The following is a 25,075-nucleotide window of genomic DNA, read 5'->3' on the forward strand; positions in this document are numbered from 1 at the left end:
CAGTATCACAAGATTGTTAGAATTCATAATCAGCTATGTTATATCTCTGGAACTAAAGTGATCACAGGTAATAAGATAGATTATTGTATTGTCATTGGGTTTAATAAACCAGAGAAAGCTTTAGAGACTTACAGAATAAGATGGCAGATTGAAACACTATTTAAAGCATTCAAAATCTAGTGGCTTTAATATCGAAGATACACACTTGAAAAAAATAGATAGAATTGAAAAACTACTCATGTTAGTGATGATCGCTTTTGTGTGGTGCTATAAGATTGGGGATTATATGGATAAGGACTACTAGTATAGGAATTAAAAATAAAGCCAAAAAAGACCACTTACATATAGCCTTAGCCTACAGTGGTCTTTTTCATTTTAAAACAAAATATTTACATCTTAATAAACAATCAACTCCATAGAATAATTAATATTTTTAATATTGTCTATACAAAAAAAGAGTGTTCCAAAATAAACACTCTTTCCTTATTTTATAACTTAAAAAACTATTCTATTTAGCCTGCTTATTAGAATTAATACCATCTACATCAGATTGATATATAGCCCAGGCTATAGCATTTGCTGTAAAAATAGAGTTACTAACACTCCTTTTTATATTGTGCCCAAAATTATCTCTTGCTATTGGTTTTTTATTAGCATCTAATAAAAACGGAGAAGATAAATTACTTGTTAAAGTTGAACTATCATTAAATCCTCCTTCTCCTGCCCAAACAAAATAATATCCATTTTGATGTAACCCAGTATATCCAGGTGTACCTTGGTTAGTAGTCTCATTAGGATCTGTAGTAGGTTCTTCTCCTCCAGGATTTTCTGGATCAGATGGTGATACCACAGGTACAGACTGATCCGTTGCATCACTATAGACTAAAAAATCACTTGTGACTAACTCTTCTATTCTAAATGCAGGTCCATTAGCCCCCCAATATTTCCCTCTTATATCTCCAAAAGGTCCGTTTAATATTTTATTATTAACTGTTGAAAGTTTATAACTAGAACCCGCCTTATTAATCAAACTAGGTACTAAATTACTACTCGAGGTAAGCTTTTCAAAAATCTTAACCATAGAAAGCTTGCCTGTAAACATTAAAACAACACCTTTTTTTGTTAGATAAGTATATAGTTGTTCTACTTGTGTATCACTTAATAGGGCCTCTTCTTGTACCACTACAATATCAAAGGGAGAAGCTCCTAATAGGTCTGTAGCTAAATCAGCGTTATTACCAACTTTTTTAATACTCTGCCAACCTTCGAAAAAAACTGTACTTGTGGCTAATAAACCAAAGTTAGTATCTTTGGTTATCAACTGATTAACCGCTGCACTTACATTAGCAAAATCATAAGCATTAGCAAGTTTAGTATCTCCTACTATTAACAACTTTTTCTTTGGAAGAGTAACTCTTACTTCAGCATGGCAAATACTCACACTAGTATCAATCGAATTAGAACGAATACGCAATTTCTTTACATCTGTTGTATTTGGCATTCCCCTACCTATTAACTCAACTGTTTGTGTAGTTGCCGTTAGCTTTCCTGTGCCATAAAAACTGATCCCATCTACCTCTTCAGACTCAATAATATAGCTCGCCCCTATTGCTTCGGGTTTAACATCTAATGTAATACTAAGTTTATGCTCTGCTGTTAATGCCTTATCCATCTTATAAATACCGCTTGTGATAATACTTCCACATACCATCTTATAATTGGGTTTTACACTAGAGTTTTCCACTTCTACATTAAAAGTACAACCATTGGCATTATCTAAACCATTTAATTTAACAGTAAATTTGTCTGTCTGAAATTTATTAGGCACACCCATTGCAGGTACTTTAACTAACACTTTTCCGACTCCTATATACTCTGCTTTTGTAAAATAATAATATCCATTATCCTGCTCAGGCAAAGCCGTAATAGAATAAACTCCAGGTTTACTTACCACAACAGGAACCATCAGATAATGAGTATTACCATTTAAGGCCATGCCCGATAGATACTGTCCGTATACTTTAATATCTGTACAATTCTCTAGTTTAAATTCAGAATTTCCCAGATTACCACACACACTACTCCATTTGTTCTCAAGCTTATTCCAGTAGTTAAGACAGTTCTCATCTATATTATAAATACCTAGTCCATTGTCTAGATCTGTCAAATTTAATGCATCTCTTTCCAGTGTAGTTAGACGTGGAATAATAATACCTTTATCTTTTAGTGGCGCCTCTATATGCAAAGCTGCATTTGGATTTATTTGGTGTGTATTAATTCCTGTTTGTCCTAAAACTATATAAGTAATTAATAAACATATTGCGATATAAAAATTTCTCATCATATTATAACTTTTAATTTTTATCTACTTATTGGAATTAATACCATTTTTTTCTGATTGCATTAAAGCCCAAGCAAAAGCATTTGCTGTAAATATGGCATTATACACCGGTGATTTATTTGTACCATTTCCAAAACTAGATTTTGGAATAGGATAATTATTATCATCTAGTTTAAAAGGACAAATTGTATTACTTGCTCCTGCATGATTAGAATTAAAACCACCATCTCCAGTCCAAATCAAATTAAAGTCCTTATGCCTAAAAGCAGTTAATCCGCCTTTACTTGTCATAGTTCCCGTGGACCAATTATACGCATCTGAATAGACCATAATAGAACTTGTATCTACATTCACTAATGTAGTTGTGGTAGAGGCATCCTCTCCCCATAGCTTTCCTCTTATATCTCCAAATGGGCCATTTAAAATAGGATCATCTATATTAGAAAACCTATATAGAGTCCCGGCTGTACCTCCATTTTGTGCTTTTACAGTATTTCCACCTGTTAATTTTGCCATCAAAGTCTGCATTCCTGCATTTGACTCACAATAGGCAAGTACCACTCCACCTTTTAATAAATAATTACCTATTACTTCTGCCGCGGCCTCATTCATGGTCCAACTATAACCAATAATTAAAATATCAATAGGATTAGATCCTTCCATCCAGCCTTTAAGAGAATTAATACTTGGTGAATTACTTCCATCTTCTATAACCATATTACCTTCGTAACCTATTACACTTGTTGGTAGATTACCATAATTACGTATCTCTGTAACTAATTTATTAGATGCGGCTCTACCTGAAAAATTATACCCATATCCATTTGGGCTTGTTCCAATACTAACAATCTTTTTTCTAGGAATTAAGACCCGAACATTCACATAACAAACAGCGTTAGTTAATGTACTATTTGTCTTAATTGTAAAGTTCTTCACACTTGTTGTATTTGAGACACCATATCCTTGAAGGCGTATTGTTTGTCTTGTTTTAGTTATTTCTTCACTTCCTTTAAAGTAAATACCATCAACTTCATTTGTCTGAACAACTAAAGTAGCTCCCATAGCAGATGCCTCGGCATCTATTATTACTTCTATGTAGTGTGATTGGTCTAAGGTTTGGTCTAATTTATAAACTCCGAAAACCTTAGTATCTCCACAGCGCATTCTAAAATCAGGCTTAATACGAATATCTTCTACTTTTACTTTAAACGTACAGGCAGGTTCTAATCCATTAGCATCTTGATCATTCAGATACACTTTAAAGGTGTCTGTACCAAAATTCATTGGCTCCCCCGCAGCTGGTACATTTATAGTGTATTTACCTGTGCTTAAAAACTCTCCTGAGATAGCATAGTAATATCCATTATAAGGAGTAGAAGATGCCATTATAGAATATGTTCCTATTTTTTTCACATCTACCTCCATTGTAATAAAATGCTCATTGGACAATGGAGTTTTATCTTTGTAAATACCATATACTTTTATCTTATTACAATCCGTGATTGTAAACTCTGATTTACCTGTTTTTCCACAAACACTTTTCCATTGATTATCTATTTTACTCCAATAGTTTAAACAATCTTCATCTATATTATAAATAGTTAATCCATCTTCTGCTTGAGTGGTAACAATCGCATTTCTCTGAGCTTGAGTAAGTCGAGGTATAAGCATACCTTTTCCTTTATCAGAAGCCTCCACATGCAAAGCGCTATTTACACTAGGTAAAGTGCGATTAATAGCTGTTTGTCCGAAAGAAAATATGCTAAATAAAAAGAAAACTAGTAAAGAATATATATATTTCATTTCTTTATTTTTTATTAGAATTAATACCACTTTGTTCTGCTTGATTTAACGCCCACCCAATTGCATTTGCTGTAAATATTGAATTATAAACAGCTTTTCTTTTTGCGGTTGTTGTATTGCCATATCCCTGTTTTTCTATTGGAAAATTATTAGAATTTAATTTAAATGGACAAATAGTATTACTTGTCCCTGTATGATTAGAGTTAAACCCTCCATCTCCGACCCAAATCAGATTATACACACGATGTTTAAATGCAGTTATACCATGACCAACACTAGGACTCTTATCAGTTGCTTTATCAAAACTATCACTATAAACATATACTGCGCTAGTATCCATATTTAGAGCAACTGATGTAGCAGAGGCATCCTCGCCCCACATTTGACCTCTTACATCTCCAAAAGGTCCGTTTAATACCATATCATCTACAGCAGAGTATACATACAATGACCCTGCACTAAAACCATTTTTAATATTTAGTGAATTATTAGATGTAACTAAACGAAGAAGATTTGTCATTCCAATTTTATTCTCAGAAAAAGCCAATATAACTCCGCCTCTTATTAAATACTCCATCATAATATCTGCTTGTTCTACATTAGGTCCCCAACTATAACCAAGTATAACAATATCATATGGAGCATTGCCTAAAAGCCATGTTCTTAAATCAGATGTAGAAGGATTGCTTGTTCCATCTTTAATCTCGCTCCATCCCTCAAAAGAAATTACACTATTTTGATCTGTTCCATAATTTAAAGGCTCTCTAATGAGTTTATTTGATGCAGCTGTACCAGAGAAGTTGTATCCATAACCATTTTTACTATTGCCTATACTTAATATTTTCTTCTTAGGAATAGCTATTCTAACATTTGCATAACATACTCCTGTTGTTACACTACTATTAGATCGAATAATAACTCTCTTTAAATCTGTTGTATATGGAGCCCCCTCACCATATAAGATAATATCTTGCTCAAGGTTAGGACTTGTTACTTTTCCTTGTCCTTTAAACTTAATACCATCTAATTCATCTGTCTCGATGATATAAGTTGAGCCAATAGCTTCAGCACCATACTTTATTTTTACCGAAATAAAGTTACTTTGTGTTAATTGTTGATTTAAAAGATATACACCGTAAACCTTAGTATTACTACAGTCCATTCTAAATGCAGGTTTCTTATCAGAATCCTCTACTGTAATTTCAAAACTACATGCAGGTCCATTTCCATTTGTTTTCTCTCCATTTAATAATAATGTCAATTTATCTTTTTGAGCTACTCTGGGTTGTCCCATCGCAGGAATCTTTAAAGTATAGGTGCCTAAACTTAAAAATTCACCTGAACCACTAAAATAATAACCATTATCCTTTCCATCATCAGTAATACCCACTATATGATATGTTCCTTTTTTAGTAACATTTACTTTCACTGTAACATAGTGATTCAAATTTACAGACTCCTTACTCTTATAAAGTCCGTATACTTTAACATCACTTTGACAATCAAGTATTTCAAATTTAGCTTTACCTAATTGGCCACAAACACTCTTCCATTTTTTTTCAATAATACTCCAATAATTAAAACACCCCTCATCAGTGTTATAGATTGTTAACCCATTCTCATCGGTATTATCAACTTTAATTTTATCTCGATCCTGAGTAGTTAACCGCGGAATTATTATCCCTTTATCTCCTAAGGGGGCCTCTATATGAAGAGCCGCATTAGGATTTACATCATATACACCTATACCTGTTTGGGCATAGATACAAAAAGATAAAAAAAATAGCAAAATTGCACATATCTCATTTCTTAACATAATTGAATTTTATTTTATTAATAACACTTATTTTTAATATAATATAACTTTATAATGATAAAATCTACCTTATAAGCTTTAATTCTTATTTTATATAAACTACAATCCAAAGAATTTCAAACTACTTGTTTTTAAGATCTTCTTTTTTTTCATGTGTATACTTTTAGACTAAAAGCATACATTAAAAATCAAAATTAATAAATTTTATGATAAAACTAAACAAAATTAAAATTAATTAATCATAATTTAAAATATAAATTTCAACAAAAAGCATAATAAAATATATTTCCATGTTATTATTAACATTGTAATTAACGTGGATTTATTTAAAAAAGACTGATTATATCTTGATTATCTAAAAGCTCTTATCTATCAATTTTTTTGAGTTTTTATAACTTGATTCTAATTATAAGAGCTCAATTAACTTGCAGTAAGTCTCTTGTATATAATCATTTTTTACTAAAAAAATTGCAAATATTCAGTAAAATCGGACAGTTAAATCACTAAAAAAGATAGTGTTTTTTCAATAAAATGATAACTTATATAATTGAAGTGTAAAACTATTTCAGTACAAGACAACATCACAATTTTGTTAAGACACATCAGTTATTGCAGTAAATCTTAGGATATTAAAATAAATAAAAAAGCCTGGCAAAATGCCAGACCACTGAAAAAGTCCTAATATATAATGAGGGTTAAAATAAGGATTCTAAAGATTCTTATTTTAACCCTTTATTTTTTAGATTTACCTGATAAATCAATATCAAGAAACAATATCATTTAGTAGATATTCAGAGTTATATGAGATGTTGGTTCCTAGAAACAACACGTTGCGGAAGACAAATAAGCTTGTTGACTTCAGTTTTATCTATGAAGAATTAATTATCAAGTAAATACTGTTCTAATAATGGACAAATAACTTATTCACCTATACCTTTTTAAATATTTCGGAATTAACTTCAGTCCTATTTTTAAAAAAGTCGACATTTTTAATTATTTAAATATAATGGTAATCTCTTTATTTTAACAGTAAACAACAATGTTTTTAAGAACTAAACTATCAAGAAATAGTAAATAACTCCCCATACTAGTAAAAAGAATAAACCTAGTAAAATATTGTTCTTTTGTCCTTCAAAATCCTTTTTAACAAATAATACATATAAAAGATAAATGATAAAAACAACTATTAGACCTACTGAAATAAAAGGATACAACATATTCTTTACTATTTAATTAATATAATTCTAATATAATAATTTTTAATCAAAAAATGATGTAACCTAATAAAATATCTTATAATATTTTATTAGGTTGCATCATCTATATTTATTTAGATTCAAGCCATTTTTTTTCAAAAGTTTTTGAAAATGACTCAGATCGAAAAAAGCTAAAAAACACCTAACTTTTCACACAAAAATTCTCTCCTTTTGTAGTAGACAAACTACCTCTTTAATTCGAAACTCTTGATAATAATTAAACATAGTCTGAGTCAAAACATGTTTAAATAAGAGTTCTAACTTCAATAAACTTATATTATTTGTTTTTAGTGATCAAATAGAAGACTAAAAAAAATTTCCTCCCTCGACCTCTCTCACATCATCTGGCAAATAGTTATGTACCAATACCGTTGTTGTTTTTAGTCAGGTTACGACAATCCGTTTAGACTTTTTGAATTTCGAAGCTATTGCCCAGAAGTGATATAGGATTATAAATAATGTAGTATACTTGAAATTTACATTTGGAAAAAATGTTAGCGTTGAGTTACTAAAACAAAAGAGTATAGACGTAAAAAAACCGATAGCCTGCGCTATCGGTTTTCAAGCATATTAAAAGAGTTATTGACGCCTTACTCCATATCTCTTTTAATATCAATTGCTTTGGTTGTTTGTCGTATACTTAGACAAACAATTTATCTTTTTCTTTTTACTTAAAATCACTTATGGTCAATCTTACTTAACTTATAATTTTAAGTTAATAAAACTTGTCACAGTATAAGCTAAAAAAACATATCAAATCCACTTTTATAGATAACTTAAAACTTAAATTTTAGACACAAAACATGTGAGTTTATTGCTCTTCTTGTTTATTTTTCTTCAACTCTTGATCTAATATGCGGATTTACTACAGCTCCACAGGCTATTCCATTTATTCTAAATAAGGCTGGTTTTGACCTTACCCCATCCAACTCAATAGAATAATAAATATCAGCTTGATTACCTGGTTCAAACCCTCCATCTTTTACGGTAAATGTTATCTCTTCATAAGCACTTGAAAACTCCCACTTACCCGTTGAGTTTTCATATTCTCTATCTCCACCACTTAATTTATTTCCATCCTGATCCACAAACATAAAACTTCCCCATGTAATACCATACCCCGTATTTTGTAATACCTTCACATCAATCACTCCTGCTTTACTCTTTCCTGTATCACTCACACACATATCAGCTACTACGTCATCCAATTCTGGCTGATCTTGTCCAAGAGGATATACCTTAACATTTCTAATAATTGTTTTTTGTTGCGCAAAATCAATAGACAATCCTACAAAACCTATTTTAACCTTTTTGGGTATTGTTGTTTTAAAGTTATACAATGTCTCTTTTAAACTACTATCTGCATTATATCCATCTACTCTATATGTATTAAACGAGTGCTTATAATAGAAATCATCAATTAACAATATTTCATTTCCTCCATCTTTTGCCTTTACAGTTACGTACATCCCTTCTTCATTATCAGGAATTAACTCAACAATAATCTTTTGAAAAACAGGAGCTTTTGATGATCCTCCATTTGCTATATCAAAACCAGCTCCATTGCGTCTGCGTTCAAAATCATACTCACCTGTATTGTAATTTAACGTTGCTGTTGCTATATCATTAGAAGGATTATAATATCCTTGATATTGAGAATAAAGTACTGGATTACCATTAAACCCTTGCATTCCTTGTATAGCACCTCTTAAAGTAATATGACTACTATAATAGTTTCCAAAAACACTTGGAGTAACGCCTGCTGCTGCATATCTTGCATCTGAAATACCAGTGCGCATCTCATATGCTCTCATTGCACCAGTTCCTTTAAACCCACCACTAAGGTCAAAACCAATACCTAAGTATCCTCCTGCTAACCCTGCTAATCTTGCTGTAGAGCTTGATTCATTATAAGCGTATCCTAAAGCACTTCTACCATATCCTAACTTAAACTTTTTATCTGCATCAAACAAGAAAAAAGTCATTCCACCTCCTGCACCATATCCTGTTCCAGAAATAGTACTCATCGCATACTCAAACTCTACTGCAACTCCTTCTCTTAGATCAATCTCCAAATCATCAATAGCAAAACCACTATATCCTACCCTATCATGACTTAATACAATTCCTTCTTCTGTATAACGTTCACTACCTGTAGGAGCACTTCCTCCTCTATCCCATTCTTCAACAATCCCTTGAGGTTTTGATGTTCCTGTCAAAGGAAGATTATAGGTATTGCCCTTAGTATTTTGTGCTTGCATAGTCAACAGACCAAAACAAGCTATCAATAAATAATAATATTTCTTCATACTCTAATTATTAAATCACAGAAGGTCATTTAACAACCTTCTGTGATTAATCAATATTATCTTACTTGTAACACAACATTAAAGAAAGTTCTCGCGGTTGGTTTCACTCCTTTTTTAACTTTATAATGTAACTCTCCATCGTTATCTACACTTACATCATAAAACACATTTTTATCATAATATGTTACATAATAATTTAACTCATAACGATCATAAACATGTAATGAATATCCTTCAGATGTTGCCTTACTATTTACAGCCATTGGACTTCCATACTGCTCTTTGTAAAAGTCGTGCAACTCTATAGATGTATCGTCTCCAGATACTATTTCTACATAAATTGCTGGTAAATAGAATACTTGTGGCATTGCAACTTTACTACCTCCTCCTTCTACTTTTTCCCAAGAAGCTCCTCCGCTTCCATCAGCTGTTAAAACATACCCTTTATCAACTCTCCCAGAACCAATTTTATCTTCAGTTACTGCCTCATCTTTTATTTTTGAAGTTGTAATAGCCTCATCATCTACCTTAGATGTTGTAATCGCCTCATCATCAATTTTAGATGTTGTGATTGCTTTATCATCTATTACACTTCCGTACACAGATTTAGATTTTAACTGATCATAACCTACTGAGTTATCTGCAAGATGTTTTGTTTTTATAGATTCTTCTATAATTTCTAATTCAACATCTTTAAGAACAGCATCTTTTCCATTTATAGCTTTTATTGTACTACTTTCATCTATATCTCCAGTAGTTCCTCCTGACATAGCTTTAAAACTTGCTCCTCCATCTCCATCAGCCGTTAGGACATATCCTTCTCTTGCTCCATCTGAATCTATTTTTTTTGCACTTACTCCTTGATCTTCAATAACACTTCCATAAACAGCTCCGCTTTGCAATTGATCATAGCCAACTGCGTCATCATCAATTTTAGACTGAGTAACCGCTTTACTTGCTAACTCTGAAGTATCAACTGCTTTACTCGCTATTTTATCTCTTGTTACTGCATTATCTGCTAATTCTGCTGTACCAACAGCTTTATCATCAATATGTCTTGTTTTAATACTTCCTCCTTTAACCTCAAGAGTTACATCTTTTAATACTGCTCCTGTGCCTCCTGTTGACTCAATTGTACCACTTTCTTTAATATTTCCTTTTGTAATATCTCCTCCCTTGGCTGGTTGGAATGATGCTCCTCCATCTCCATCAGCAGTTAATACATAGCCAGTACTCACACCTTTAGAGTCTATCTTACTACTATCTACTCCTTTATTTTTAATAACATCTCCATAAACAGCACTTCCATCTAACTGATTATATCCTACTGCATCATCTGCAATTTTATCTCTTGTAATAGCTTTTGCTTTAATAACATTAGTATGGATAGCACTATTTTTAATTTGGTTATATCCTACTGCATCATTTGCTATTTTTCCGTCAACTACAGCATTAGCTCCTATTTTATCTTTCGTTACTGCATTATCTGCTAATTCACCTGTACCTACGGCTTTGTCTGCAATAGTTCTTGTATTAACAGCTTTATCCGCTATTTTTATATTATCAATTCCCTTATCCGCTACACTAATAGTTACATCCTTTAAAGCTGCACTATCTCCTCCTTCAATTGCAATACCTGCTCCTTCTGCTATGTCTTTTCCTGAACCTGATAAGGCATCAATAACACTTTTAAACTCAGCGCCACCTTGTCCATTAGCAGTTAAAACTAAACCATCAGCTGTATTTGGAGTACCTATTTTATCTGCAGTTACTTCTCTAGCGGCAATATGTTTATTTTTAATTCCCAATTCTTTTACAGAAATAGTTAAGTCTTCTAATGCTGCCTTATTTCCAGAAGTCATAGTTAAAGAACCATCCGATTTCACTTCTTTTCCTTGAGCTTTAGCAATATCAGATAATCCTTTAAAGGCAGTATTTCCTTTGCCATCAGCTGTTAGGAAAGTTCCATTACTTGCATCTTTACCTTCTACCTTTGAACTTATCTTATCATTAGTAACCGCATTTGCTTTGATGTGTTTATTATCTACACCAGAATCAGCAATTGTAAGACTTGTAGCTTTTAGCACAGCTCCATCTCCTCCAGAAACTACCTTAATAGAGTTATCACCAGATAAATTAGATGCTTTTCCTTCAAATACCGCTTCATTTACTTTCTTATACTCTACCTTTCCTTTACCATCAGCAGTTAACACAGTATTGGCACTTTCTCCTTCTGCTGAAATTTTAATCTTACTAACTGCTCCATCTGCTAACTTAGATGCATTAATACCACTATCTGCTACATCTATTTTAGTCTTAACTAAAACAGCATTTAATCCTGTTCCTTCTGCGAAAGTTAGCGATGTTCCCAAACTTAGGTCTTCTCCTCCTGCTTGTACAGCTTCTTTTTTCACATAGTCAAACCCTCCATTTCCATCAGTTACTAAAACATAATCTCTAAATACATTTACACCTCCATCCTTAGAACTTAACTTATCTTTAGTGATGCTATTGTCTTTAATACCAATTTGTGCATCAGCTAATAAAGTATTTTCTCCAGTACCTTGTACTAACTCTATAATATTATCAGTTGTTAAATTACCCACAGTATTTGTAACAATATCACCAAGCTCACCCCATTTTACAGTACCATCTCTTTGGCTAATCATTACTCTTTTTTCCCCTACATCTTTAGATGAGATTTTATCAACTGTAACTGCTAACTTATCTATCTGCGCATTCTTCACTGCATTATCAGCTAAATGTTTTGTATCTACTCCATTATCCTTGATTCCTAATGTAACATTAGACAACACAGATTCATTACCTCCAATTACAGTTACAACGCCATCTGTATCAATGCTTCCTTTATTTGCAAAGTGATCAAAAGTAGGTAGTTGATAAGTTACGGTTTGTCCATTCGCTGCAACAGTAGCAACTGCTCCTTCTGGTGCATTTCCTCCTTGTAATTTAGCAGCTGTAATAGATAAATTATCTATTCCTAAAGTCACATCAGCTAATACTTTATCTACTCCATTGTCTACAGAAATACCATCAGTTACGTAGATTGTTCCTTTATTTGCCAACAACTGTGTAGATAGTCCTGTATAAGTTACAACTCCTTTATTATCAGCCAAAGCTACACGATTAGCCACCCCTGTTCCTGCAGTTAATTTCCCTGCTTCAATAGTGTTATTAGCTATATTGCCATTCTTAATAGTTTCTGCTGCAATATGTGTTCCCTTAACTCCACCATCATTAATCTTAACTAGTACCTTTTTATCTTTATCTCCAAATAGAACATTCTCTCCTCCATCAACAATAAGTGAATCATCACTTGCTATATCCCCTTGCATAGCAGAACTAATAGCTTTACTTGTATCAGTGAACTTAGCATTACCTGAACCATCAGCCATTAATACAGCCCCTTTATTAGCCCCATCAGAACTAATCTTATCTGTTGTAATTGCAAGATTTTGGATATGAGATGTACCTATTCCATCTGTTTTAACTTGCAATCCTAGCTCTTGTAACAAAGCTTTTGAAGCATCTCCTTTCCCTGTTACTTCTAATGAATTATCTACAGTAAGCATTTGCCCGGTTACTACCGTATTCATTGGTTGGTACTTAACAGAACCATCTGCTTGTACAATTGGTATATAATCTGCTTTATCAGCACCCGCAAATAGTTTATCTTCTGTAATCGCTCCAGGAGCAACTTTACTTGATGTAACTCCTTCATTCTTTAAAGAAATAGACATTTTCTCTAAAGCAGCTTTTTCACCTCCTATTACTTCAATTGCAGAATCTCCTGATACCTTTTTACCTTGATTTGCTACAATATTAAAGATTTGCTCTTGAACAGAAACCTCTTCCAGTAACTCTTTAATATTGGTAATCACTGTTTCTTTTATATCAATAATCGCTAAAGGATCTGTATTAATCTTATCCTTGAATATATATTTTCCATCAACAGGATTCTCAATAGTTAACGTATTAGCATTAAACAATACTCCATTACCTATTTTATTCCCATCTTTATCAATATCACTTTCGTTGTAATAGATAAATGTACCATTGTCTTTAGGTTCTAAAAGTGTTATTTTTTCATTTCCTTGTACAATTTCTTTAATGATATCACTTGAGCCATCTATCCACTGCGCTTTGCCTCCTTGATTAGTAATCAATAGCTGTTTAGCCGCTCCTCCTTTTATTTTTTGTGGAGTTACAGCCTCGTCAGCAATACTCAATGTCATTGGTTTAAGCACTCCGTCTGTTACACTTGCATTGCCATTAACTAAAATACCTTCTCCTGATAAGGCAGATTTCTGTATATCAATGTTTTCTATTTTTTCTATCTTGGCAATCAAATCAATAATAGCTTCTTCAACACTATTATATTCATTATTAGTATCGCCTTCAAAAATAATCTTACTTGCACGAGTATCAATAGTAGCTAACAATGAACTTTCTGATTTATCGTTGAATTCATAAACTCCTTTAGTGGGACTTGTTATAGTAAGTGTATTGGCATCAAATGTTATCCCTTTAGCATCTGTTAAAGGTTTTCCTTTAATATCCACCTCTTTTTCGTTGTAGTAAGTAAATGTTCCATTACTATTGTCTTTTAAAAGAGTAACTTTTTCATTAGTATTGAAAATAACTTTGATGGTCTCATCAGTACTATCTATCCATTTAACAATTCCTTCTTTATCTGTAGCTAAAATTGTATTATTTTTTCCTGGATCTATTTTTCCAGTAGATACAGCCTTATCTGCTATTTTAGTAGTTGATACAGTTCCAATTCCTAATTTCTCATTAGTTACTCCACCATCTGTAATATCAATTGTAACATCTCTTAAAGCTGCATTATCTCCACCATCTATAGAAATAGCAGCTGCTCCTGAAATTGTTTTACCACCTTCACCTAACACATCACCTAATGATTTAAAGTCTGCTCCTCCTTTTGCATTAGAAGTTAATACTAAACCAGCTCCTACATCTTTTGATCCAATCTTATCAGCTGTTACTGCTTGATCATTGATATGTTTGCTATTAATTCCTTTATTTGCAACACCTAATTTTAAATCTTGTAAAGCAGATTTATTTGCAGGAATATCAAGAGATCCATCTGTAGTAATAGCTTTTCCTTGTGTAGTAGCAATTGTTTCTAAACTTTGAAATACAGCTTTTCCTTGTCCATCAGCTGCTAATACCGTACCCTTTGCATTTGTTTCAGAACCAATTTTAGCTGCGATTACTGCCCCTGTATTAATATGTTTAGTTTGCACACCTAAATCTGCAATACCAATTTCTAATTCATTTAAAACTGCTTTATTATCTGTAGGTACATTTAATGATCCATCTGATTTAAGATCTTCTGCTGCTCCTTCAAAAGCAGCATCGTTTATCTTTTTGTACTCTACACTACCATTACCATCTGCTGTTAGTACTGCATTCACATCAGCGTTAGTACCCATTACAGTAGATGATATTTTAAATGTTGTTATTGCTTTATCCTTAACACCTATTTTTGTGTCAGATATTACTGCTGATTTACCAGTTGTTCCATCTAAGAACTCTAACTCACTGGCCAATGTTAAGTCTTGTGCTTGATAACTTAAATCATCTTTTCCTACATAAGTAAAACCTCCTGATCCATCAGTTACTAATACTTTATTCTCTCCTTCGTTCTCTGAGCTTAATTTACCTTTAGTAATACTACTATCAGCAATGCTAAATTCTATATTCTTAAGAACTGTTTTCTTACCATCTGTATTTATCTGTATGATTTTATCTGTGGTAATATCTCCTGATGAAATCTCTTCAAAATCTCCAAGTTCTTTCCAAATAGCTTCATTATTTTGTCCACTAACTAATACCCAATCTTTTCCTATTCCTTCGGAAGAAATCTTAGCTGCCGTTACAGCCTTATTTGCCAACTGAGTAGTTCCTATTCCTGCTGCTGCAATACCTAATTTAGCTTCTTTTAATAGTACTCCGTCTAAATTAACTCCACCATCAACAGTAACTATTCCGTCAGTCGTTAAAGCTGCTTTATCTGCAATATTTGAAGTATTTACATTGTGATAAGTTACAGTACCATCTGCATTTGCAGTTGCTACAGTTCCCGGAGTTGCTCCTTCTGCACTTAATTTAGCTGCAGTAACTGATTTATCATTAATTCCAAGTTTTACATCAGCTAATACTTTTGCGGTTCCATTATCTACAGAAACAATATTGTCTGTTGAAATATTTCCTTTGTCACTAATACTACCAGCTGTAATTGGCAAATAACTAACTGTACCATCTCCATTTGAGGTCGCCACAGTACCTAATTTTGCAGCATCAGCACTTAATTTAACAGCATTAATGGTTTGATCTTTTACATTTTCACCATCAATTGTTTTATAGCCAATATGTTTTCCTTTTACTCCTCCTTCATTAATAGCAACTAATACTTCTTTGTTGCCAAATAAAACATTTCCTCCTGCTTCATTTCCATCTTTGTCAACAATCTTAATCACTCCAGACTCTCCTTTTAAGTCACCTTGCATTGCTGGTGATATAGCCTCTGTTGATGTTTTAAATGAAGCGCCTTTTAAACCATCTGATGTTAGTATTGCTCCTTTCTCTGTATCACCTGAGCCAATTTTATCAGTTGTTACTGCAAGTGCTGCAATATGGTCTTGCTTAACTCCTTTATTAGCAATATTAATTGTAACCCCTTCTAATACAGCTTTACTTCCTCCATCAATAAATAAAGAAGTATCAGTACTCTTAATTTCTTTTCCTTTATTAGCTACTGTAGTATAAATACTATTTTGTACATGTGCATCATTTAATATCTCATCAATATTATTGATTACATCTGCCAAAACATCAATAGTCATTAAAGGAGTGTCTATAGAGGTCTTTCCATCATAAAAAGTATAAACTCCTTTTCCTGGATCTTTCTGTATTATTCTTAAAGTATTTGCATCAAAAGTAACTCCTTTTGCATCAGGAATTCGATTGCCATCTACATCAAAACAAGCTTCGTTAAAATAAGTAAAAGTACCTTTACCTGAGTCTTCTATATAAGTAATAGTTTGTTTACTATTTAAAATCTCTTTGATGATATCATCTGTAGCATCTATCCACTGAACTTCTCCATTTCCATTGGTTACTAAAAGTTGTCCTTTCTTTTCTCCTGGAGCTATTTTATCAGTAGTAATTCCTTTTGGAGCTACAGCAACTTGCATTTCGTTTAAAACTGCTTTCTCACCTTTAGTAATAACAATAGAGCTGTCCGCTGGTGTTGCAGCCTTACCTTTTGCTGCAACTTTATCATAAATAGCATTGATAACAGTTTCACTCTCTAGAATTGCACCAATATTATTGATTACATCTGCCACAATATCTATAGTCATCAAAGGAGCATCTATAGAGGTCATTCCATCATAGAAAGTATAAATTCCTTTTGCTGAATCTTTCTGTGTAATTACTAAGGTATTTGCATTAAAAGGAACTCCTTCTCCTACAATTATATTTCCATTTTCATCGATAGCTTTTTCATTGTAGTAAATAAATGTTCCGTTATTAGCACTTGTATCTAAAACAGTTACTGTCTCATTAGCTTTAACAGCTTCTTTAATTACTTGATCATTTGCCTGAACCCATTTTACCTGATTACCTTTAGTTACTAAGATGTATTTATCTTTTCCTGGTGCTATCTTATCTTCCGTAATTCCTTTAGGAGCTACAGATATTTTTGTATTTTCTAATACTGCCTTCTCTCCACCTGCATCAACAAAAATAGAATTATCACCTTTCTCTAACTTTTTTCCTTGATTAGCAACTACTTCAAAGATTTGTTCCTTTACATTTTGATTTTCTAAGATTTCATTAATATTATTAATTACTGTGCCTAAAATATCAATCTCTGCTAAAGCGGCTCCTGTTTTAGTCTTTCCATCACGAAATACATATTTACCTTTACCATCATCTTTGATAATCAATGTATTTGCGTCAAAATGAACTCCTTTACCAGAGACTACATTTCCATCCTTATCAATACCTTTCTCGTTATAGTAAGTAAATGTACCATCGTTAGCACTTGTGTCTAATACAGTAACTGTCTCGTTTTGTTTTACAACATCTACAATTACTTGATCAGAAGCAGGAACCCAAGTAGCCACATTATCCTTAGTAACAAGGATGTACTTATTTACCCCTGGTTGAATCTTAACTGGAGTTACCGATTTATCTCTTAGTTTATAGGTAGTAACTTCTTGGTCTGCTATTTTCTTTTCAGTAATTGCCCCATCCGCTATTGTTAACTCTAACTCTTTTAATACTGCATCAGCTAACTTAACCTCTCCATTGATTAAGATTCCATTACCTTTGATATCTGCAGGTTTACCTTGAGCAATCTCTATCTTCTTAATGATATTTTCGATAACTTGTTGTACATTATCACCTTGTACTACAGAATTATCACTATTATCAAAGTGAATTGAGTTAGCACGTGTACTTATTTCCATTAAAGGGCTTTCTAAAGAAGTTAAGCCATCATAGAACACATAGATACCTTTTCCTTCTTGTCCTTTTTTTTCTTCTATTCTCAGAGTATTGGCATCAAACTTTACTGCTTTATCTGCAAGTAATTTTCCATTAGAATCTATTGCTTTTTCATTGTAATACCAAAAAGTTCCATCTGCTTTGTCTTCTAATAAAGTAACTGTTTCATTATTCTTTACTGCTTCTTTGATTACCTGATCACTTGCATCTACCCATACTACTTTACCTTCTGCATTGGTAATTAAAATCTGTTTATTACCTCCTGATTGGATTTTCTCTGGTGTTACTGCACCATCAGCTATAGTTAAAAGCATTTCTTTTAACACTGACTCTGCTAACTCCTGTTTTCCATTAATTAAGATTCCATTACCTTTTAATGAAGCTGTTGATCCATGAGCTGTCTCTATCTTCTCGATAATGTTCTCGATTACCTGTTGTACATTATCTCCTTCTATAATTGTTGAGCTATTGTCTATTTGAATTGACTTAGCACGAGTACTGATGGTCATTAATGGATTGGCTAAAGAAGTCTTTCCATCATAGAATACATAGACACCTTTTTCATCTGCTTTCTCAACGATTTTTAATGTATTGGCATCAAAAGAAGTTCCTTTACCTTTTATCTCTTTACCATTCTGATCTATTGCTTTTTCATTGTAGTAGGTAAATGTTCCATCTTCTCCATCAACTAATAAAGTAATTGTTTCATTATTCTTTACTGCTTCTTTGATTACCTGATCACTTGCATCTACCCATACTACTTTACCTTCTGCATTGGTAATTAAAATCTGTTTATTACCTCCTGGTTTAATCTTATCTGTTGTAATCCCTTTAGGAGCAACAGCAATTTGCATTTCATTTAAAACAGCTTTATTACTACCTCCAGCTAAAGCAATAGATTGATCTGAAGGAGTTATTGCTTTTGCTTTACCTTCTACTAGATTGTATATCTCTTGTTTTACATGCTTATCTCCTAATATCTGTTCAATATTATTAATAACACTTCCTGTTACATCAATTACAGTTTCTACTCCATCCTCGTTTGTATAAACATACTTTCCCCCTTCTTTAGCTGTAATAGTAGTAATTATATTTAACTCTTTTCTATTAGTACGTACTATATGACCTTTAGTATCTTCTAATACTAATTCTTCTCCATCCACAGTCATAACCTTATTTCTAGGAAATTGATCTGAATTATCAATAATATCTTGAGTATTAATTAATCTCCCCCATTCATTACCATTCCAATAGTAAAAACCAGGAGTTATGTCTTTTCCTGTATTTGTATTATATATTAATAAGCTTACAGCAACATCTCCATTGTTTATATTAGATTTATCCTTTAAGCTATTTAAAGGAATACGAGGTATTAATAAACCTCTATAATCTTTTTCATCTGCATGTAATTCTAATAATGCCGATTTATGTGGTGATCTTACCCCTATCCCAACTTGAGAAAAAGCTAACCCGCTGATCATTAAAACTCCAATAGTAATTACTCTTTTTTTCATATTTTTTTTATTTATAGCACCATATAAAATTAATTAATTTTTAACATAAAAAAAATGGATTTAAAACCAATATTTTTCCACATAAAAAACTGAAATTCAAAAACAACAAAAAACAAACACCACTTAAAAAGGTATATCTAAAAAACACTTAAATAATTGTTTTAAAACATCTTTTTAGCACTATTTTTTAAATTTATCAAAAAGATCATTTTTATAATTACTTATTAAGTAGACCTCTTATAATCATAAGAATAAATACCCAACAAAATATTGCTGTCACTGTTTATTTAAAGCACAAGAAAACACTGTTATCCATAAACTTTTTTACAAATGTTTCTTTCTAATAAAATTACCTTTATCAGTAACTACTACAGTAAAAACAAAAACCATACCACAAAAAAAGATTACTTTATTCTCTCACAATATCGTTCTAAATAAATTTATAGCATAAAGTATCCCTCCCACTTTAGTAGGTTATAGATGATATTTCAATAAAGTTTAAAATAGAACCTCATGCTTCAATTTTAGAGAAAGTTTGTCTATGTCATTTAGCGGATTGTCTAACTATTTTGTAGATCTATTTTGACAAAAAGGTTTAGACGTATAAAAGTACAGGTAATAGAAATAAGGATGGAGAGTTTGAATATTACAGAATAGCAAAAGCACAACAGTTAACTCCTTTTTTTACTCTAGTAGAAGGAACACTTCAAAAGGTAATAAGAGAAAGTGTAGGAGATAAAGAAAGCGGAACAATGATAGAAGATTTTAACTAGATATCACAAAATAATAAATCTTCTGTAGAGTTCGCTGTAACTGATAATTTAGCTCGTACCCCATTATTAAAAGCAGCTCTATCTATACGTACAGGTTATGAATTCGTTAGGGAGCAAGATATATCTCCAGATAAAGGAAAGACAGCAGTTGCTGTAGAGGATTTCTATAAAAAGATAGGAAAACTTCTAGATGATCACCTGCCAGGATGAAGACAACTGTAGAAAGTATTATCACTACACCAAATACTTCATCTTATATGGGTATGATATATGAAGCAATGGATGCGATGTTCTCTGATAAAGATACTGATGTTATCATGCAGAAGTTTGCTAAGGATATGGCTAAGTCTTCTATTAATCGTGTAGTAAAAGAAAGAAGTGAGTATAATCGCCGTATAGGAAATAAGGAAAAGATAAAGGATGCGGTTGAGAAGGTACAGACTAATCGAATAAAGTTGAAGCTTAATTTTAATACACTAGTATCTGATCTGAAAGAAGGAAAGATAACTGATAAGCAATGGACTGATGAGATTAATACATTTGCTAAGACTGAGCCATTGGAAGCTAAACGTATTGCAAATAGATTAAAGAACCAACTAAGAAATAAGAATACACCTAGTTTCGTTTTTGAGGTTAAGTATGCAAATACAACTAAAGAGCCAATAGTGTTACTTGCTGATAAGTTTCAGGATGCTTTACTTAATCCTTCTAAAATGGAAGAGAAGGAATGATTAGTGGTAGCACTGCTTAAAAAGAATAGTGCTATCAATAAAGAAACTTTAATGGAGTATGAGAAGTTGGTGAAGTAGCTCTTTTATTTAGGGAGATACTTTTTTAATGCTACAAATGTTTAGATATTATTATGAAAACTAAAATTGATAGTTATAATACTATAACAAAAAGACTTAAGACTGATTATCCTCAGTTAACTGATTTTGAAGCATTAAAACCAGTAATTCAGATAAAAGGAAATCAAATTTTAGAAAATGGATTGGTTGTAAGTACTGATGATTTAAGTCCAACAGGATTAGAGACTATAGCGATAACTTTAGAATATACAAGTAGAATGTCATCTATCACTATAACTAGTCTTTTCCAAAGTTTAGTAGAAAAAAATAATCAGATAAACAAAAGCCCTTTAATTGGGGCTTTTGTTATTTTAATTCCAGATTTGATGCTTGTATTTTATTGATACTTTATAATAGTGTTCTTGCGTATCATTTATTTTTAAGTATAATTTTTTGTAAACCATAGTTTCAATATGAATTCCCCAAAAATATAGAGATCCTGTTTTTTTTTTCATTTAATTTCTTGTATCTAGATATAGAGTCATCAATAAAAGAATTTAGAGGTAAAATTTGATATTCACTAGGAATATCTTTTAAGTTTTTTTTATATAATTACTTTAAAAACAAACAAATAACACCTTTAACATGTAATAATTAAAAAATCACCACCTTGATACAAAATAAAATCAAATATGTATTTAAGAGCTAATAAATTCTTAATCAATTAATATATACTACTTTTGTAATTAATTCTATTACCTCTTGTAATGTTTAAAAACGCCTTTTATTACATCACAATTTTATTCCTATTTTTAACTATTAGCTGTACTAATGATAAAACTATTTACAATACTGATTTAGATAATCTTTATGCTTTTAAAAAAGATTCTATAACTAAGGACTCTATTGTTAGAGCTATATACCCAAAAATAAAGAAAGCCTTAGAATTAAAATCTACAATAAACAATACAGGCTTAATTGATAGTGTTTTAAACAAACTGCGTTGGACTAATGAAAAAGAAGTTTTTTTTAAACTATCAAAAAAAGCTATAAAGGATGCAAAAAAACAAGGTAACAACCTACGTTTGGCTAATACCTATCAAAACATCGCAATTTACTATCACGATATTAATCAACTAGATAGTGTTTATTACTACTATACAAAGGCTGAAAATATTTATGAAAAAGAGGGAAATAGTTTAGCTGTTGCTGAAAATAAATTTTATCAATCAAGATTACTTTTTGAACTAGGTTTATATATCGAATCAGAAATAAAGCTTACAAGCTCTATAAAGTATCTTCAAGAATATTATCCTAATAATCCTGTACTTATCGAGGCAAATCAATTAAGGGCTTTACATGATGTGAATAACGAAAATTACGATAAAGCATTAACTAATTTTAAACAAACCTTAGATAGGTTAATTAAAGATGAAGGTAAGTTTCTAATTCTACCTAAAGAAAAATATTATCCAGCCATAGCTATTTTATATGCTAATATAGCTGGTTTATATATTATACTTGAAAACTATAATAAGGCTGAATACTATTCCTTGAAAAGCATTAACTATCTAGAAAAAAATCACAATGACCTTGTTTTTTCTTTTATTAATACTGGGTATCAAATATCTAAATACCGTTTAAATAAAAATCAAGATGTTGTATCTGGTTTACTGGTTTCTTATAACATATTGGAAAAACTAGATCATACTTACTTTAAGATAGATATAGCTATGATGATTTCATCTATTTATCTAGAACAAAACAATGTGAAGCAAGCATTATCTTGGGCGCATTTGGCTTATAAAGAAGCTAAAAAAGATCATTTTTTTAGACAACAAAAAGAAATTGTTGAATTTATTTTATCTCATAGTCATTATAGAGATCCTAAGTTAATTGATGAGCTAATTACCCTTACAAATAACATAGAGGTAGAACAAAATAGAATACATCAATTATTTACAAAAATTGAATATGATAGTACAGTATTAAGTAAAGAGAACTACTCTTTAAAACAGAAAATTCATTCAGTTATAACATTATCAATCATAATAACATTATCTTTGATCTATATAATGTTCTATCTAAGATTAAGAAGCAAAAGCAAAGATTTATATAATTTTGCGATTCAAAAATCAAATAATGAAGAGATATTAAAACTTCTGTACACTAACAATACAATTGAGCATAACACAATTGTAAGGGAACGCAGACGTATAGCCAAAGATTTACATGATGGAATTATAAATAGCATTTTTGTTGTTAAGTTTAATCTACAATTAATTAAAACCCCTGAGAATAAGATGCAAGAATTGTTAATAGATGAATTAGATAATTTAGCCAATACAGTTCGTACTATCTCTCACTCCTTAGCAGAAAGTAGTCTTTTTAAAAATAACAGTTTTGAGAATTTATTGGAATTACTAGTTCACAAACAGGTCAATTCTTTTAATACCAAATTTTCTATAAAATTACAAAAAGACATACCTTTTAATGATCTATCTGCTATGCAAAAAATGGATAGCTATCTTATTGTACAAGAAGTATTACAAAATGTTAACAAACATTCTTATGCAAATGAGTGTGTTGTTAGTATTACCTCAGATTCCGAAATAATAACTTTTACCATCCAAGATAATGGTCAAGGCTTCCAATCAAAGAAAAATGCTGGATTAGGACTGCTAAGCATCAAAGAAAGGGCTGATAATATTAAGGCAACTTTAAAAATACAATCTGATCAAAAAAACGGAACAACTATTATTTTATCAGTACCTCTTTTGAATGTTTCACTATAGAACTATTCCCTTGCCTGATGATTTTGGTTAAACTGTACCAATTATTTTGTTTTACTTTTCAAAACAAATGAATATATAATTTCCTTTGTTTTTTTACTCATAAAAGTTAGTAAATCTATTGGCTTTCTATAGGTGTTAAGAATAATTAATTTAAACAAAAGGAATTTTAACATACTAAATATTAGAATAAAACAATAAAGCCCATCAATGGGCTTTATTGTTTAAAGTTTTAAATAATCTATTCTTTTTGATTTTAAAATATCTGAGCTTCTTACTTTAAAAATCTGATTTTGAATGCCATTCTTCTCATTAATTTCAATTAAAAGCATTTGTTTATCTGATAGAGTAAACTTATCTAACATAAATACATTGTCTTGTTTATTATGACTATTGATAATTTGAGCATCTCTATAACTTCTAATCGGCTTTAAACTCGTTTCTTGAATTGTGGTTCGCTTTGAGGTTCTTCTGTCTTTGATTTTAAAGCTTACATAGTCAACCTCATAGGGTAGGTTACTTTTGTTATTAATAGAGACATGAAAATACAATATACCATCTTGAGTGTAAATACTCTTTAACCTTGCTTCTACCCCGTAGCTTTTGCTTTTAATGTTTAGTTCTTTTTTATTCTTTTTGATGATTGCTTCCATAAAAAGATCAGCCAGACTTGGCCTAGTTGTAACTAAGTTTTTGAATAACACTTCACTTTGCTGTTTACTATTTTGATTCTCAAACTTGGTTAAATCATAACTTAGTTGTAGTGGTTCTTCATTGTAACTAGCATTAAAACTGTAGTATTTACCATCGTTTGTAATAACCGTAAAGTTTGTCGGTGAGATATCTTCTTTTATGGTTTTTAAGCGAAGAACGTTGGAAGTAGCCTCTACTTTACTCGCTATAATTTCACTACTTCCTAAATCAACATATTCAATGCTGCTTGGAAATAAAATATGAGTTGTTTTGTTTTGAGTAAGTTCTACCTTATAAGGAATTACCTCAGCAGTTGATAGATTAATAGATTGACTACTTTCTTGAGCCATTACTGTGTTTACTGCTAGTAAGCACAGTAATATATATTTAATAATTGTTTTCATAATGACTGGGTTTATTTGATTACT

At 31.4% G+C, this 25,075-nt stretch carries 9 protein-coding genes; 3 read left to right on the forward strand and 6 right to left on the reverse strand.

What is annotated here, in order from left to right:
* Positions 1-508: 508 nt before the first annotated feature.
* The 5 genes from MPR_RS10735 to MPR_RS10755 form a co-directional block, all read right to left on the reverse strand.
* A complete protein-coding gene (locus tag MPR_RS10735; RefSeq protein WP_041892474.1) occupies positions 509-2,344 on the reverse strand; it encodes a phage tail-like protein in 1,836 nt (611 codons plus the stop codon).
* A 21-nt stretch (positions 2,345-2,365) separates the two neighbouring features.
* Positions 2,366-4,144: a phage tail-like protein gene (locus MPR_RS10740; protein ID WP_139177159.1), complete on the reverse strand. Its 1,779-nt coding sequence runs from the start codon at positions 4,142-4,144 to the stop codon at positions 2,366-2,368.
* Between the two features lie 4 nt (positions 4,145-4,148).
* A complete protein-coding gene (locus MPR_RS10745; RefSeq protein ID WP_041892479.1) occupies positions 4,149-5,960 on the reverse strand; it encodes a phage tail-like protein in 1,812 nt (603 codons plus the stop codon).
* A 2,083-nt stretch (positions 5,961-8,043) separates the two neighbouring features.
* Positions 8,044-9,525, reverse strand: coding sequence for a hypothetical protein (locus MPR_RS10750; protein ID WP_041892481.1), 1,482 nt, complete (start codon positions 9,523-9,525; stop codon positions 8,044-8,046).
* 56 nt (positions 9,526-9,581) lie between these two features.
* Positions 9,582-19,601: a phage tail-like protein gene (locus MPR_RS10755; protein WP_041892484.1), complete on the reverse strand. Its 10,020-nt coding sequence runs from the start codon at positions 19,599-19,601 to the stop codon at positions 9,582-9,584.
* A gap of 979 nt (positions 19,602-20,580) precedes the next feature.
* Between MPR_RS10755 and MPR_RS10760 the strand changes: the two genes are divergently transcribed.
* The 3 genes from MPR_RS10760 (at position 20,581) to MPR_RS10770 (ending at position 23,957) form a co-directional block, all read left to right on the forward strand.
* Positions 20,581-21,105 carry a hypothetical protein gene (locus MPR_RS10760; protein ID WP_041892486.1) on the forward strand — a complete coding sequence of 175 codons (525 nt, stop codon included), beginning with the start codon at positions 20,581-20,583 and terminating at the stop codon, positions 21,103-21,105.
* Positions 21,106-21,236: 131 nt separating this feature from the next.
* Entirely contained in the window at positions 21,237-21,566 is a 330-nt protein-coding gene (locus MPR_RS10765; RefSeq protein ID WP_073145654.1) for a hypothetical protein, read from the forward strand.
* 363 nt (positions 21,567-21,929) lie between these two features.
* Complete coding sequence (locus tag MPR_RS10770; protein ID WP_041892490.1) at positions 21,930-23,957, forward strand: sensor histidine kinase; 2,028 nt, start codon at positions 21,930-21,932, stop codon at positions 23,955-23,957.
* Between the two features lie 221 nt (positions 23,958-24,178).
* Here the strand turns inward: MPR_RS10770 and traN are convergent, their stop codons facing one another.
* Positions 24,179-25,051: a conjugative transposon protein TraN gene (gene traN, locus MPR_RS10775; RefSeq protein WP_041892492.1), complete on the reverse strand. Its 873-nt coding sequence runs from the start codon at positions 25,049-25,051 to the stop codon at positions 24,179-24,181.
* Between the last annotated feature and the right edge of the window lie 24 nt (positions 25,052-25,075).

Origin of the sequence: Myroides profundi (assembly GCF_000833025.1) — a bacterium.
GTDB lineage: Bacteria > Bacteroidota > Bacteroidia > Flavobacteriales > Flavobacteriaceae > Flavobacterium > Flavobacterium profundi_A.